The organism is Verminephrobacter eiseniae EF01-2 (assembly GCF_000015565.1).
GTDB lineage: Bacteria > Pseudomonadota > Gammaproteobacteria > Burkholderiales > Burkholderiaceae_C > Acidovorax > Acidovorax eiseniae.
This window is the reverse complement of sequence record NC_008786.1, coordinates 1,507,163-1,523,032: the sequence shown is the minus strand read 5'-3', so window position 1 is coordinate 1,523,032 and position 15,870 is coordinate 1,507,163. Positions and strand designations below refer to the sequence as shown.

Here is a 15,870-nt window from a genome sequence, read left to right as displayed (position 1 = left end):
TGCCTCGTGCCCTGGCAAAGGTGTCAATGAAAGGTTCAGCCCGTGACGAAGCCGATCCTCCTCCTCTTGCCGGGTTTGCTCTGCGACCGCGCGAACTGGGCTGCTCAGTGTGCCGACCTGGCAGAGCTGGCCGATTGTCACGTCCCTGTCTACAGTGCCTTCGACAGCATCGAATCGATGGCGGAGCACGTCCTTCGCGTGGCCCCTTCGGCCCGTTTCGCGCTCGCCGGTCATTCCATGGGCGGCAGGGTGGCGTTGGAGGTGATCCGGCGTGCACCTGAGCGGGTGGAACGAATTGCCTTGTTGGATACTGGATTCCAACCCCTGCCACAGGGAGAGACCGGCGAAAGGGAGCGCGTGGGACGCTATCAGCTTCTTTCTCGCGCACGCACCGACGGCATGCGCGCGCTGGGTGCGCATTGGGCGCGCGGAATGGTTCATCCAAGTCGTGTCGACACGCCGCTGTTCGAGGCTATCCTTGACATGATCGGTCGCAACACGCCGCAGATGTTTGAGTCGCAGATTCGCGCGCTACTCGGGAGGCCGGACGCCACTTCTGTCCTACCAGGCATTCGCTGTCCAACATTGCTGCTGTGCGGCCGCGACGATCTCTGGAGCCCGCTGGCACGACATGAGGAGATGCAGCGAGCCATTCCCACGGCACAGTTGAAAGTCATCGAGGATTCCGGTCACATGACGACGATGGAGCAGCCGCAGGCTGTCTCGACAGCGCTTGCCGAGTGGCTGCGAGATTCAGATGGCGCAATCGATAAGGGCGGTCGCAATGAGGAGCGATAAAGTGACGCTCTCTGCCGTGGATCGGATGTTGGCTGAACAGGCATGCCGTGACCTGGTGGTGCAGGCTGCTGCGTTCACCGATGCACAGTCACACGAAGATTTTGCCGCGCTGTTCACGGAGGACGGCGTCCTGATCCGTCCCGGCCCGGAGCACATCCAGGGACAGGCCGCGATCATCGAGTCGTACCGCTCCAGGCCGGCCGGACGCATGACTCGTCACCTGATAAGCAACATTTTGGTGAAGCTGGAGTCCGACACGGCAGCCCACTCCACCAGCTGCGTTTTACTTTGGTCGGGACTGGCGAGCGACGCCGCTGGCCCCTTCGGACGACCCGCGCAGGCGCGCCAGGTTGTCGGCGAATTCGACGATATCTTGTCGCTGACGCCTCAGGGCTGGCGCATTCGGAGGCGAGAAGCCCGATTCCTGTTGTTCAGCGAGAAATCGGCGTGAGCGACCCTTCAGCGCGAGCCAGTCGCGCAAAGCCTGCGCTGTGCGCGTTCGCGCTGACATGCGCGGCCAGCGCCGAGAGCGTCCAAAGCTCTGCGGCGTAACCCAAGTCCTTGGGCTTGCGACAGGCCAAGTCCACGACGGTGACGCGACACTTAGAACCAAAACCCCCGATGCGACTCGACCTGGGGCGGCGCCTGCCCGACGATGGACAGCGGCATCTTCGCTGCCGCGCCAAGGGCGGTGATGTGGCCATCGGCCAGCCCGTCGGTGTCGTACTGGCCGCCGTCCTGGATCTGAAAGTCCAGCCGCGTGCGCCCGCCTTCGGTGCTCATTTTGCCGCCGTAGGGTTCGCTGGCCAGGTTCACCCAGGTGCCGGCGCTGTCCTTGACCCAATAGCCGTTGACGCCGAGCGCCGGGTCTACGTACAGGCTGAAGCTCTCGGTGTAGCGTCCTTCGGACAGGCCGACCCTGAATTGCGTCAGACTGAGCGGCATTTCCATGCCCTTGGGCAGGCTGGCGGGGGCATCTTTGCGCACCAGTTCGCTGATGCGCGCATTGCTGCCGGGGATCAGTTTGCCGTCCTGGCTGCCGGCCACCAGGGTCAGGTCGCGGGTCGAGCCGACGGCGACCTGCTGGCTGTCCCGGATACCGTCGCCGTTGCCGTCGCCATCCGTGCCGGCCGAGCCATCGGGGCGCAGCAGGCCGGGGGCCTGGTCCTCCTGGGCGTTGGGCACACTGTCGTAGTCGGAGTCCAGCGCATTCGCCGTATCGCCGTCAGAGTCCTCGGATGATTTACGACTGTCGGCGTCGGTCGTGCCCGTCGCGGGCGCACGCGGGCTGAGGTTGGTCACCGGCCTGGCCGCGAAGCTGGCCGCGTCGTCGCCGCTGCCGGCTTCCTGCACCGCTTGCGGGTCGTCGCCGGTGCTGGGGTCGTTGTAGGCGACGGTCACCTGCTGGCCATGGCTCACCGCGCGCTCCAGCGTCAGCGTGACGGTCTTGGCCGCTGCATCCACGACCACGCCGGTGACGTTGTTGCGCACGCCATCGACCAGCACCACAAACGCATCGTTGGGCGCGTTATGGGTCTGGTCCGGGTCCAGCGCGGTTTCATCGCTGTAGAACAACACCAACTGGTTGCGGTTCACCGTGGCGTTGCTGAGCGCAAAGACCATGGTGTCTACGGTGTACTGGTTGAACGAGTAAGTGTTCACCGCCGGGGCGTTGCCTGCGGCATCCCTGACATTGGTCAGGTTCAGGGTGAGCCGGTGGTTGGTGGTGCGCGCCAGTCTGTCCGTGGGCGTGAAGGTGGCTGTCCAGACCTTGCCGTCGGTGCCGACCGGCACCAGGTCGCCCAGCGTGCCGTTGGCTTGGGACAGGTCGATGGCCTCTTTCGTGAAGCCGGTGACGCTCTCGCTGAAGGTGAAGGTGACGGTGGCGCTTTCGCCAGCGGTGAGGCGGTTATCGCTGATCGTCACCGTGACCTCGGGGGGCTTGGTGTCGATAGTGAAGTTGCCGCTGGTGCCGGTGCCCACCCCGGCGTTGCCCAGCGCGTCCCGGACGCCGGCGAGGCGCACGCTGATGGCGTTGTCGGCGCTCTCGATGCCGGGCCGGGGCGTGTAGCTGGCGCTCCAGACCCTGCCGTCGGTGCCGACCGGCGTCAGCGCGCCCAGCGTGCCTTTGCTGGTGTCGTACTGAACGTCGTCGAGATCGAAGCCGGTGACGCGCTCGTTGAAGGTGAAGGTGATGGTGGCGCTTTCGCCAGCGGTGAGGCGGTTATCGCTGATCGTCACCGCGACCTCGGGGGGCTTGGTGTCGATACTGAAGTTGCCGCTGGTGCCGGTACCCACCCCGGCGTTGCCCAGCGCGTCCCGGACGCCGGCGAGGTTCACGCTGATGGTGTTTTCGGCGCTCTCGGTGTCGGGCCGGGGCGTGTAGGTGGCGCTCCAGACCTTGCCGTCGGTGCCCACCGCCGTCAGCGCGCCCAGCGTGCCTTTGCTGGTGTCGTACTGAACGTCGTTGAGATCGAAGCCGGTGACGCTCTCTCTGAAGGTGAAGGTGACGGTGGCGGTTTGGCCAGCGATCAGGCGGTTGTCGCTGATCGCCACCGTGACTTCGGGGCGCTTGGTGTCGATGCTGAAGTTGCCGCTGCTGACGCTGCCCGTTCCGGCGTTGCCCTGCGCGTCCAGCACGCCGGCGAGGTTCACGCGGATGGTGTTGTCGGCGCTCTCGGTGTCGGGCCGGGGCGTGTAGGTGGCTGTCCAGACCTTGCCGTCGGTGCCGACTGCCGTCAGCGCGCCCAGCGTGCCTTTGCTGGTGTCGTACTGAACGTCGTTGAGATCGAAGCCGGTGACGCGCTCGTTGAAGGTGAAGGTGACGGTGGCGGTTTGGCCAGCGCTCAGGCGGTTGTCGCTGATCGTCACCGTGACCTCGGGGCGCTTGGTGTCGATGCTGAAGTTGCCGCTGCTGACGCTGCCCGTTCCGGCGTTGCCCTGCGCGTCCAGGACGCCGCTGAGGTTCACGCGGATGGTGTTGTCGGCGCTCTCGGTGTCGGGCCGGGGCGTGTAGGTGGCGCTCCAGACCTTGCCGTCGGTGCCGACCGCCGTCAGAGCGCCCAGCGTGCCTTTGCTGGTGTCGTACTGGATGTCCTCGGTGCCAAAGCCGGTGACGCGCTCGGTGAAGGTGAAAGTGACGGTGGCGGTTTCTCCTGCGCTCAGGCGCTCGTCGCTGATCGTCACCGTGACTTCGGGCGGCTTGGTGTCGATGCTGAAGTTGCCGCTGCTGGCGCTGCCCGTTCCGGCGTTGCCCTGCGCGTCCTGGACGCCGGCGAGGTTCACGCGGATGGTGTTGTCGGCGCTCTCGATGTTGCTGCGGGGCGTGTAGGTGGCTGTCCAGACCTTGCCGTCGGTGCCCACCGCCGTCAGAGCGCCCAGCGTGCCTTTGCTGGTGTCGTACTGGATGTCCTCGGTGCCAAAGCCGGTGACGCTCTCGCTGAAGGTGAAGGTGACGGTGGCGGTTTCTCCTGCGCTCAGGCGCTCGTCGCTGATCGTCACCGTGACCTCGGGGCGTTTGGTGTCGATGCTGAAGTTGCCGCTGCTGACGCTGCCCGTTCCGGCGTTGCCCTGCGCGTCCAGCACGCCGGCCAGGTTCACGCGGATGGTGTTGTCGGCGCTCTCGATGTTGGGCCGGGGCGTGTAGGTGGCTGTCCAGACCTTGCCGTCGGTGCCGACTGCCGTCAGAGCGCTCAGCGTGCCTTTGCTGGTGTCGTACTGGATGTCCTCGGTGCCAAAGCCGGTGACGCGCTCGGTGAAGGTGAAGGTGACGGTGGCGGTTTCTCCAGCGCTCAGGCGCTCGTCGCTGATCGTCACCGTGACTTCGGGCGGCCTGGTGTCGATGCTGAAGTTGCCGCTGCTGGCGCTGCCCGTTCCGGCGTTGCCCTGCGCGTCCTGGACGCCGGCCAGGTTCACGCGGATGGTGTTGTCGGCGCTCTCGATGTTGGGCCGGGGCGTGTAGGTGGCTGTCCAGACCTTGCCGTCGGTGCCGACCGCCGTCAGAGCGCTCAGCGTGCCTTTGCTGGTGTCGTACTGGATGTCCTCGGTGCCAAAGCCAGTGACGCTCTCTCTGAAGGTGAAGGTGACGGTGGCGGTTTCTCCTGCGCTCAGGCGCTCGTCGCTGATCGTCACCGTGACTTCCGGGCGTTTGGTGTCGATGCTGAAGTTGCCGCTGCTGACGCTGCCCGTTCCGGCGTTGCCCTGCGCGTCCTGGACGCCTGCGAGGTTCACGCGGATGGTGTTGTCGGCGCTCTCGATGTTGGGCCGGGGCGTGTAGGTGGCGCTCCAGACCTTGCCGTCGGTGCCCACCGCCGTCAGCGCGCCCAGCGTGCCTTTGCTGGTGTCGTACTGAACGTCGTTGAGATCGAAGCCGGTGACGCGCTCGTTGAAGGTGAAGGTGACGGTGGCGGTTTGGCCAGCGGCCAGGCGCTCGTCGCTGATCGTCACCGTGACTTCGGGGCGCTTGGTGTCGATGCTGAAGTTGCCGCTGCTGGCGCTGCCCGTTCCGGCGTTGCCCTGCGCGTCCTGGACGCCGGCGAGGTTCACGCGGATGGTGTTGGTGGCGCTTTCGGTGTCGGGCCGGGGCGTGTAGGTGGCGCTCCAGACCTTGCCGTCGGTACCGACCGCCGTCAGAGCGCTCAGCGTGCCTTTGCTGGTGTCGTACTGGATGTCCTCGGTGCCAAAGCCGGTGACGCGCTCGCTGAAGGTGAAGGTGACGGTGGCGGTTTGGCCAGCGCTCAGGCGCTCGTCGCTGATCGTCACCGTGACCTCGGGCGGCCTGGTGTCGATGCTGAAGTTGCCGCTGCTGACGCTGCCCGTTCCGGCGTTGCCCTGCGCGTCCTGGACGCCGGCCAGGTTCACGCGGATGGTGTTGTCGGCGCTCTCGATGTTGGGCCGGGGCGTGTAGGTGGCGCTCCAGACCTTGCCGTCGGTACCGACCGCCGTCAGAGCGCTCAGCGTGCCTTTGCTGGTGTCGTATTGAACGTCGTTGAGATCGAAGCCGGTGACGCTCTCTCTGAAGGTGAAGGTGACGGTGGCGGTTTCTCCCGCACTCAGGCGCTCGTCGCTGATCGCCACCGTGACCTCGGGGCGTTTGGTGTCGATGCTGAAGTTGCCGCTGCTGGCGCTGCCCGTTCCGGCGTTGCCCTGCGCGTCCTGGACGCCTGCCAGGTTCACGCGGATGGTGTTGTCGGCGCTCTCGGTGTCGCTGCGGGGCGTGTAGGTGGCGCTCCAGACCTTGCCGTCGGTGCCGACTGCCGTCAGCGCGCCCAGCGTGCCTTTGCTGGTGTCGTACTGAACGTCGTTGAGATCGAAGCCGGTGACGCGCTCGCTGAAGGTGAAGGTGAAGGTGGCGGTTTGGCCAGCGCTCAGGCGGTTGTCGCTGATCGTCACCGTGACTTCGGGGCGCTTGGTGTCGATGCTGAAGTTGCCGCTGCTGACGCTGCCCGTTCCGGCGTTGCCCTGCGCGTCCAGCACGCCGGCGAGGTTCACGCGGATGGTGTTGTCGGCGCTCTCGGTGTCGGGCCGGGGCGTGTAGGTGGCGCTCCAGACCTTGCCGTCGGTGCCGACCGCCGTCAGCGCGCTCAGCGTGCCTTTGCTGGTGTCGTACTGGATGTCCTCGGTGCCAAAGCCGGTGACGCTCTCTCTGAAGGTGAAGGTGACGGTGGCGGTTTCTCCTGCGCTCAGGCGCTCGTCGCTGATCGTCACCGTGACCTCGGGCGGCCTGGTGTCGATGCTGAAGTTGCCGCTGCTGGCGCTGCCCGTTCCGGCGTTGCCCTGCGCGTCCAGCACGCCGGCGAGGTTCACGCGGATGGTGTTGTCGGCGCTCTCGATGTTGGGCCGGGGCGTGTAGGTGGCTGTCCAGACCTTGCCGTCGGTGCCGACTGCCGTCAGAGCGCCCAGCGTGCCTTTGCTGGTGTCGTACTGGATGTCCTCGCTACCAAAGTCGGTGACGCTCTCTCTGAAGGTGAAGGTGACGGTGGCGGTTTCTCCTGCGCTCAGGCGCTCGTCGCTGATCGTCACCGTGACTTCGGGGCGCTTGGTGTCGATGCTGAAGTTGCCGCTGCTGACGCTGCCCGTTCCGGCGTTGCCCTGCGCGTCCAGGACGCCGGCCAGGTTCACGCGGATGGTGTTGTCGGCGCTCTCGATGTTGGGCCGGGGCGTGTAGGTGGCGCTCCAGACCTTGCCGTCGGTGCCGACCGCCGTCAGAGCGCCCAGCGTGCCTTTGCTGGTGTCGTACTGAACGTCGTTGAGATCGAAGCCGGTGACGCGCTCGCTGAAGGTGAAGGTGAAGGTGGCGGTTTGGCCAGCGATCAGGCGGTTGTCGCTGATCGTCACCGTGACTTCGGGGCGCTTGGTGTCGATGCTGAAGTTGCCGCTGGTGCCGGTGCCCACCCCGGCGTTGCCCTGCGCGTCCAGCACGCCGCTGAGGTTCACGCGGATGGTGTTGTCGGCGCTCTCGATGTCGGGCCGGGGCGTGTAGGTGGCTGTCCAGACCTTGCCGTCGGTGCCCACCGCCGTCAGAGCGCCCAGCGTGCCTTTGCTGGTGTCGTACTGGATGTCCTCGGTGCCAAAGCCGGTGACGCGCTCGGTGAAGGTGAAGGTGACGGTGGCGGTTTCTCCTGCGCTCAGGCGCTCGTCGCTGATCGTCACCGTGACTTCGGGCGGCCTGGTGTCGATGCTGAAGTTGCCGCTGCTGGCACTGCCCGTTCCGGCGTTGCCCTGCGCGTCCTGGACGCCGGCGAGGTTCACGCGGATGGTGTTGTCGGCGCTCTCGATGTTGGGCCGGGGCGTGTAGGTGGTGCTCCAGACCTTGCCGTCGGTGCCGACTGCCGTCAGCGCACCCAGCGTGCCTTTGCTGGTGTCGTACTGGATGTCCTCGGTGCCAAAGCCGGTGACGCGCTCGTTGAAGGTGAAGGTGACGGTGGCGGTTTCTCCAGCGGCGAGGCGCTCGTCGCTGATCGTCACCGTGACTTCGGGCGGCTTGGTGTCGATGCTGAAGTTGCCGCTGCTGGCGCTGCCCGTTCCGGCGTTGCCCTGCGCGTCCTGGACGCCGGCGAGGTTCACGCGGATGGTGTTGTCGGCGCTCTCGATGTTGGGCCGGGGCGTGTAGGTGGCGCTCCAGACCTTGCCGTCGGTACCGACCGCCGTTAGAGCGCTCAGCGTGCCTTTGCTGGTGTCGTACTGGATGTCCTCGGTGCCAAAGCCGGTGACGCGCTCGGTGAAGGTGAAGGTGACGGTGGCGGTTTCTCCTGCGCTCAGGCGCTCGTCGCTGATCGTCACCGTGACTTCGGGCGGTTTGGTGTCGATGCTGAAGTTGCCGCTGCTGACGCTGCCCGTTCCGGCGTTGCCCTGCGCGTCCAGCACGCCGGCCAGGTTCACGCGGATGGTGTTGTCGGCGCTCTCGATGTCGCTGCGGGGCGTGTAGGTGGCGCTCCAGACCTTGCCGTCGGTGCCCACTGCCGTCAGCGCACCCAGCGTGCCTTTGCTGGTGTCGTACTGAACGTCGTTGAGATCGAAGCCGGTGACGCGCTCGCTGAAGGTGAAGGTGAAGGTGGCGGTTTGGCCAGCGCTCAGGCGGTTGTCGCTGATCGTCACCGTGACTTCGGGGCGCTTGGTGTCGATGCTGAAGTTGCCGCTGCTGACGCTGCCCGTTCCGGCGTTGCCCTGCGCGTCCAGCACGCCGGCCAGGTTCACGCGGATGGTGTTGTCGGCGCTCTCGATGTTGCTGCGGGGCGTGTAGGTGGCTGTCCAGACCTTGCCGTCGGTGCCCACTGCCGTCAGCGCGCCCAGCGTGCCTTTGCTGGTGTCGTACTGGATGTCCTCGGTGCCAAAGCCGGTGACGCTCTCTCTGAAGGTGAAGGTGACGGTGGCGGTTTCTCCTGCGCTCAGGCGCTCGTCGCTGATCGTCACCGTGACTTCGGGGCGTTTGGTGTCGATGCTGAAGTTGCCGCTGCTGACGCTGCCCGTTCCGGCGTTGCCCTGCGCGTCCAGCACGCCGGCCAGGTTCACGCGGATGGTGTTGTCGGCGCTCTCGGTGTCGGGCCGGGGCGTGTAGGTGGCTGTCCAGACCTTGCCGTCGGTGCCGACTGCCGTCAGAGCGCCCAGCGTGCCTTTGCTGGTGTCGTACTGAACGTCGTTGAGATCGAAGCCGGTGACGCGCTCGCTGAAGGTGAAGGTGAAGGTGGCGGTTTGGCCAGCGCTCAGGCGGTTGTCGCTGATCGTCACCGTGACTTCGGGGCGCTTGGTGTCGATGCTGAAGTTGCCGCTGCTGACGCTGCCCGTTCCGGCGTTGCCCTGCGCGTCCAGCACGCCGGCGAGGTTCACGCGGATGGTGTTGTCGGCGCTCTCGGTGTCGGGCCGGGGCGTGTAGGTGGCGCTCCAGACCTTGCCGTCGGTGCCCACCGCCGTCAGCGCGCCCAGCGTGCCTTTGCTGGTGTCGTACTGAACGTCGTTGAGATCGAAGCCGGTGACGCGCTCGTTGAAGGTGAAGGTGAAGGTGGCGGTTTGGCCAGCGCTCAGGCGGTTGTCACTGATCGTCACCGTGACCTCGGGGCGCTTGGTGTCGATGCTGAAGTTGCCGCTGCTGACGCTGCCCGTTCCGGCGTTGCCCTGCGCGTCCAGGACGCCGCTGAGGTTCACGCGGATGGTGTTGTCGGCGCTCTCGATGTCGGGCCGGGGCGTGTAGGTGGCTGTCCAGACCTTGCCGTCGGTGCCGACTGCCGTCAGCGCACCCAGCGTGCCTTTGCTGGTGTCGTACTGAACGTCGTTGAGATCGAAGCCGGTGACGCGCTCGTTGAAGGTGAAGGTGACGGTGGCGGTTTGGCCAGCGCTCAGGCGGTTGTCGCTGATCGTCACCGTGACCTCGGGCGGCTTGGTGTCGATGCTGAAGTTGCCGCTGCTGACGCTGCCCGTTCCGGCGTTGCCCTGCGCGTCCAGCACGCCGGCCAGGTTCACGCGGATGGTGTTGTCGGCGCTCTCGGTGTCGGGCCGGGGCGTGTAGGTGGCTGTCCAGACCTTGCCGTCGGTGCCCACTGCCGTCAGCGCGCCCAGCGTGCCTTTGCTGGTGTCGTATTGAACGTCGTTGAGATCGAAGCCGGTGACGCGCTCGTTGAAGGTGAAGGTGACGGTGGCGGTTTGGCCAGCGCTCAGGCGGTTGTCGCTGATCGTCACCGTGACCTCGGGCGGCCTGGTGTCGATGCTGAAGTTGCCGCTGCTGGCGCTGCCCGTTCCGGCGTTGCCCTGCGCGTCCAGCACGCCGGCGAGGTTCACGCGGATGGTGTTTTCGGCGCTCTCGATGTCGCTGCGGGGCGTGTAGGTAGCGCTCCAGACCTTGCCGTCGGTACCGACTGCCGTCAGCGCGCCCAGCGTGCCTTTGCTGGTGTCGTACTGGATGTCCTCGGTGCCAAAGCCGGTGACGCGCTCGGTGAAGGTGAAGGTGACGGTGGCGGTTTGGCCAGCGCTCAGGCGCTCGTCGCTGATCGTCACCGTGACTTCGGGCGGCTTGGTGTCGATGCTGAAGTTGCCGCTGCTGGCGCTGCCCGTTCCGGCGTTGCCCTGCGCGTCCTGGACGCCGGCGAGGTTCACGCGGATGGTGTTGTCGGCGCTCTCGATGTTGGGCCGGGGCGTGTAGGTGGCGCTCCAGACCTTGCCGTCGGTGCCGACCGCCGTCAGAGCGCTCAGCGTGCCTTTGCTGGTGTCGTACTGGATGTCCTCGGTGCCAAAGCCGGTGACGCTCTCTCTGAAGGTGAAGGTGACGGTGGCGGTTTCTCCTGCGCTCAGGCGCTCGTCGCTGATCGTCACCGTGACCTCGGGGCGCTTGGTGTCGATGCTGAAGTTGCCGCTGCTGACGCTGCCCGTTCCGGCGTTGCCCTGCGCGTCCAGCACGCCGGCGAGGTTCACGCGGATGGTGTTGTCGGCGCTCTCGATGTCGCTGCGGGGCGTGTAGGTGGCGCTCCAGACCTTGCCGTCGGTGCCCACTGCCGTCAGCGCACCCAGCGTGCCTTTGCTGGTGTCGTACTGAACGTCGTTGAGATCGAAGCCGGTGACGCGCTCGTTGAAGGTGAAGGTGACGGTGGCGGTTTGGCCAGCGGCCAGGCGGTTGTCGCTGATCGTCACCGTGACTTCGGGGCGCTTGGTGTCGATGCTGAAGTTGCCGCTGCTGACGCTGCCCGCTCCGGCGTTGCCCTGCGCGTCCTGGACGCCGGCCAGGTTCACGCGGATGGTGTTGTCGGCGCTCTCGGTGTTGGGCCGGGGCGTGTAGGTGGCTGTCCAGACCTTGCCGTCGGTGCCCACTGCCGTCAGCGCGCCCAGCGTGCCTTTGCTGGTGTCGTACTGAACGTCGTTGAGATCGAAGCCGGTGACGCGCTCGCTGAAGGTGAAGGTGACGGTGGCAGTTTCGCCAGCGGTCAGGCGCTCGTCGCTGATCGCCACCGTGACTTCGGGGCGCTTGGTGTCGATGACGATGGTGGAGTCGCGGAACGGCAGGCTGCCATTGTTGACGTTGCCGGCGCTGTCCCTGAGGCCGTCCAGATTGATGCTGATCGAGCTGCTGGTGCTCTGCAGGTTGGCCGTGGGGGTGAAGGTGGCCCTCCAGATTCTGCCGTCGGTCGTGTCCTGCCTCAGGTTGCTCACAGAACCGTTGGGGATTTGAAAGGTATCTTCGGTGACGTTGTTGACGATCTCGTTGAAGATGACGGTGACGGTGGCGGTTTCTCCGGCGGCAAGGTGGGTTTTGTCAAACGTGGCGCTGATGGGAACGGGAGCCTTGGTGTCGATCGCGAAGTTGTTGCTGGTCGGGCTGACCGCTACGGCGTTGCCTGTGGCGTCACGGATGGTATGGAGGTTGCGCAGGCTGATGGTGTTGGTGGCATCCTCGACGTCCGGCTCTGCCGTGTAGGTGATGGTGTAGGTGCGGCCGTCGGCTGAGCTGTTCAGCGCTCCTATCCGGTTGCGGCCATAGGGCGTGACATGGGCGTTGCTGAAATCGATGTTGTCTGCCGTGAAGCCGGTGACTGCCTCGTCGAAGGTGATGGTGACGGTGACCAGTCTGTCATTGCTGTTCGTGACGGGGTTGGGGGTCACGGCAATGGTGGCGCTGGGCGGCCTGTCGACCACGGTGGGCCTGGTGTCGATGACGAAGTTGCCGCTGCTGCCGGTGCCCACCCCGGCGTTGCCCAGCGCGTCCAGCACGCCGGCGAGGTTCACGCGGATGGTGTTGGTGGCGCTTTCGGTGTCGGGCCGGGGCGTGTAGGTGGCGCTCCAGACCTTGCCGTCGGTACCGACTGCCGTCAGCGCGCCCAGCGTGCCTTTGCTGGTGTCGTACTGAACGTCGTTGAGATCGAAGCCGGTGACGCGCTCGGTGAAGGTGAAGGTGACGGTGGCGGTTTCGCCAGCCGTCAGGCGCTCGTCGCTGATCGCCACCGCGACTTCGGGGCGCTTGGTGTCGATAGTGAAGTTGCCGCTGGTGCCGGTGCCCACCCCGGCGTTGCCCTGCGCGTCCAGCACGCCGGCGAGGTTCACGCGGATGGTGTTGTCGGCGCTCTCGGTGTCGGGCCGGGGCGTGAAGGTGGCGCTCCAGACCTTGCCGTCGGTGCCCACCGGCACCAAGTCGCCCAGCGTGCCGTTGGCCAGGGTCAAGTCGATGTCATCTTTCGTGAAGCCGGTGACGCTCTTGCTGAAGGTGAAGGTGACGGTGGCGCTTTCGCCAGCGGTCAGGCGGTTGTCGCTGATCGTCACCGTGACCTCGGGCGGCCTGTCGACCTCGGGCGGCCTGGTGTCGATGCTGAAGTTGCCGCTGCTGACGCTGCCCTCTCCGGCGTTGCCCTGCGCATCCTGGACGCCGGCGAGGTTCACGCGGATGGTGTTGTCGGCGCTCTCGATGTTGGGCCGGGGCGTGTAGGTGGCTGTCCAGACCTTGCCGTCGGTACCGACCGCCGTCAGAGCGCCCAGCGTGCCTTTGCTGGTGTCGTACTGAACGTCGTTGAGATCGAAGCCGGTGACGCGCTCGCTGAAGGTGAAGGTGACGGTGGCGGTTTCGCCAGCGGTCAGGCGGTTGTCGCTGATCACCACCGTGACTTCGGGGCGCTTGGTGTCGATGACGATGGTGGAGTCGTAGAACGACTTGCGACCACTGCTGACGTTGCCGGCGCTGTCCCTGAGGTCGTTCAGATTGATGCTGATCAAGCTGCTGGCGCTCTGCAGGTTGGCCGTGGGGGTGAAGGTGACCCTCCAGATTCTGCCGTCGGTCGTGTCCTGCCTCAGGTTGCTCACCGAACCGTTGGGGATTTGAAAGCTATCTTCGGTGACGTTGTTGACGATCTCGTTGAAGGTGACGGTGACGGTGGCGGTTTCTCCGGCGGCAAGGTGGGTTTTGTCAAACGTGGCGCTGATGGGATCGGGATCCTCGGTATCGACCTCGTAGTTGTCGGTGCTGGCGCTGGAGTTAGGCACTGCGAGGTTGCCTGCGAGGTCACGCACGCCATCGAGGTTGCGGATGCTGACGGTGTTGGTGGAATCCGTGGTACGCGGAGCGGCACGGTAGGTGATGGTCCAGGTGCGGCCACCATCTGCGCTGACCGGCTCTTTCGGGCTGTAGGTGATGTAGGGAGAGGCACTGGAGTTGTCCAAATTGATGTTGGCCAACGTGAAGCCGGTGACTGCCTCGCTGAAGGTGAAGGTAATGGTGACGTCGGTGTCCTCCAAGACGATGGAGGTGGGGCCCACCACAGAGACGATGCTGGGCCGCCCGTCGACCACGGGCGGCCTGGTGTCGATGACGAAGTTGCCGCTGCTGCCGGTGCCCACTCCGGCGTTGCCCTGCGCGTCCTGGACGCCGGCGAGGTTCACGCGGATGGTGTTTTCGGCGCTCTCGATGTCGGGCCGGGGCGTGTAGGTGGCGCTCCAGACCTTGCCGTCGGTGCCGACCGCCGTCAGAGCGCTCAGCGTGCCTTTGCTGGTGTCGTACTGAACGTCGTTGAGATCGAAGCCGGTGACGCGCTCGCTGAAGGTGAAGGTGACGGTGGCGCTTTCGCCAGCGGTCAGGCGCTCGTCGCTGATCGTCACCGCGACCTCGGGGGGCTTGGTGTCGATGACGATGGTGGAGTCGTAGAACGTCTTGCGACCACTGCTGACGTTGCCGGCGCTGTCCCTGAGGTCGTTCAGATTGATGCTGATCAAGCTGCTGGCGCTCTGCAGGTTGGCCGTGGGGGTGAAGGTGGCCCGCCAGATTCTGCCGTCGGTCGGGTCCTGCCTCAGGTTGCTCACAGAACCGTTGGGGATATCAAAGGTGCCTTGGGTGACGTTGTTGACGATCTCGTTGAAGGTGACGGTGACGGTGGCGGTTTCTCCGGCGGCAAGGTGGGTTTTGTCAAACGTGGCGCTGATGGGATCGGGATCCTCGGTATCGACCTCGTAGTTGTCGGTGCTGGCGCTGGAGTTAGGCACTGCGAGGTTGCCTGCGAGGTCACGCACGCCATCGAGGTTGCGGATGCTGACGGTGTTGGTGGAATCCGTGGTACGCGGAGCGGCACGGAAGGTGATGGTCCAGGTGCGGCCACCATCTGCGCTGACCGGCTCTTTCGGGCTGTAGGTGATGTAGGGAGAGGCACTGGAGTTGTCCAAATTGATGTTGGCCAACGTGAAGCCGGTGACTGCCTCGCTGAAGGTGAAGGTAATGGTGACGTCGGTGTCCTCCAAGACGATGGAGGTGGGGCCCACCACAGAGACGATGCTGGGCCGCCCGTCGACCACGGTGGGCCTGGTGTCGATGACGAAGTTGCCGCTGCTGCCGGTGCCCACTCCGGCGTTGCCCTGCGCGTCCTGGACGCCGGCCAGGTTCACGCGGATGGTGTTGTTGGCGCTCTCGATGTCGCTGCGGGGCGTGTAGGTGGCTGTCCAGACCTTGCCGTCGGTGCCGACCGCCGTCAGAGCGCCCAGCGTGCCTTTGCTGGTGTCGTATTGAGCGTCGTTGAGATCGAAGCCGGTGACGCGCTCGCTGAAGGTGAAGGTGACGGTGGCGCTTTCGCCAGCGGTCAGGCGCTCGTCGCTGATCGTCACCGCGACCTCGGGGGGCTTGGTGTCGATACTGAAGTTGCCGCTGGTGCCGGTGCCCACCCCGGCGTTGCCCAGCGCGTCCCGGACGCCGGCGAGGTTCACGCTGATGGTGTTTTCGGCGCTCTCGATGTTGGGCCGGGGCGTGTAGGTGGCGGTCCAGACCCTGCCGTCGGTGCCGACCGCCGTCAGAGCGCTCAGTGTGCCTTTGCTGGTGTCGTACTGAACGTCGTCGAGATCGAAGCCGGTGACGCGCTCGTTGAAGGTGAAGGTGACGGTAAAGGAATCGCCGCCCTTGATGGTGGTGGCAGGCTGCCCGGTGATGGCGACCATGGGCGGCACACCGTTGTCGATGTTGTAGCTGACAGTCGGGAGGTTCACCCAAGGGTTGCCCGTCCCGTGCAACTGACTGTCCCAGATTGTGTTGCCTGCGCGATCGGTGATGCCGGCGAGGTTGATCCGTATCTGGTTGCCATCGAGGCCCGACGCGGGCCGGGTAGTAGGGGCCTGCAGGTCGACATGCCAAATGCGCTCTTGGTCGGAGAAGTAGGAGCGCAGGTTGCTCAAAGTGCCCTTGCCGGCGTCCACCTGCAGGTCTTCGAGTGTGAAGTTGTCGTAGAAGGCCAGCCGTTCGCTGAAGGTGATGGTGATGGTGGTTTTTTCCCCGAGGCGCAGATCGCTTTTGGCGATCGAGGCACTTTCAAGGGTGGGCCGCACGGTGTCAACGGCGAAGTTCTCGCTGATTGCGTCATCGGCTTTGCCGGCAACATCGTAGGTGAGGCGGTAGATGGATCTTTGCAGGTTCGCGGTAGGCGTGAATGTGGCGGTATAGACACGCTGACCGTTGATGACGCCACGATTGACGAGGCTGTGTACGGTGCCGCCCGTGGTCTCTCCGATGAGGGTGGTGACGGTCAGGCCTTCGAGGGAGAGGGAGTAATTGGGATTGGTGAAAGTGAACCTGATCTCGGCAGTCTCACCGATTTTGACGTATTGCCTGTCGATGGTGATGGTGGTGGCCAT

The 15,870-nt window shown here is 65.4% G+C and carries 3 protein-coding genes; 2 read left to right on the top strand and 1 reads right to left on the bottom strand.

Annotated features, from left to right (window positions below):
* Nucleotides 1-42 precede the first annotated feature (42 nt).
* On the top strand, nucleotides 43-798 hold the full coding sequence (locus tag VEIS_RS06630) for an alpha/beta fold hydrolase (RefSeq protein ID WP_011809136.1): 756 nt from the start codon (nucleotides 43-45) through the stop codon (nucleotides 796-798).
* A 1-nt stretch (nucleotide 799) separates the two neighbouring features.
* Complete coding sequence (locus tag VEIS_RS06625) at nucleotides 800-1,249, top strand: nuclear transport factor 2 family protein (RefSeq protein ID WP_232287864.1); 450 nt, start codon at nucleotides 800-802, stop codon at nucleotides 1,247-1,249.
* Nucleotides 1,250-1,401: 152 nt separating this feature from the next.
* Here VEIS_RS06625 and VEIS_RS06620 read toward each other — a convergent pair whose 3' ends face one another.
* Entirely contained in the window at nucleotides 1,402-15,870 is a 14,469-nt protein-coding gene (locus tag VEIS_RS06620) for an Ig-like domain-containing protein (RefSeq protein ID WP_041949859.1), read from the bottom strand.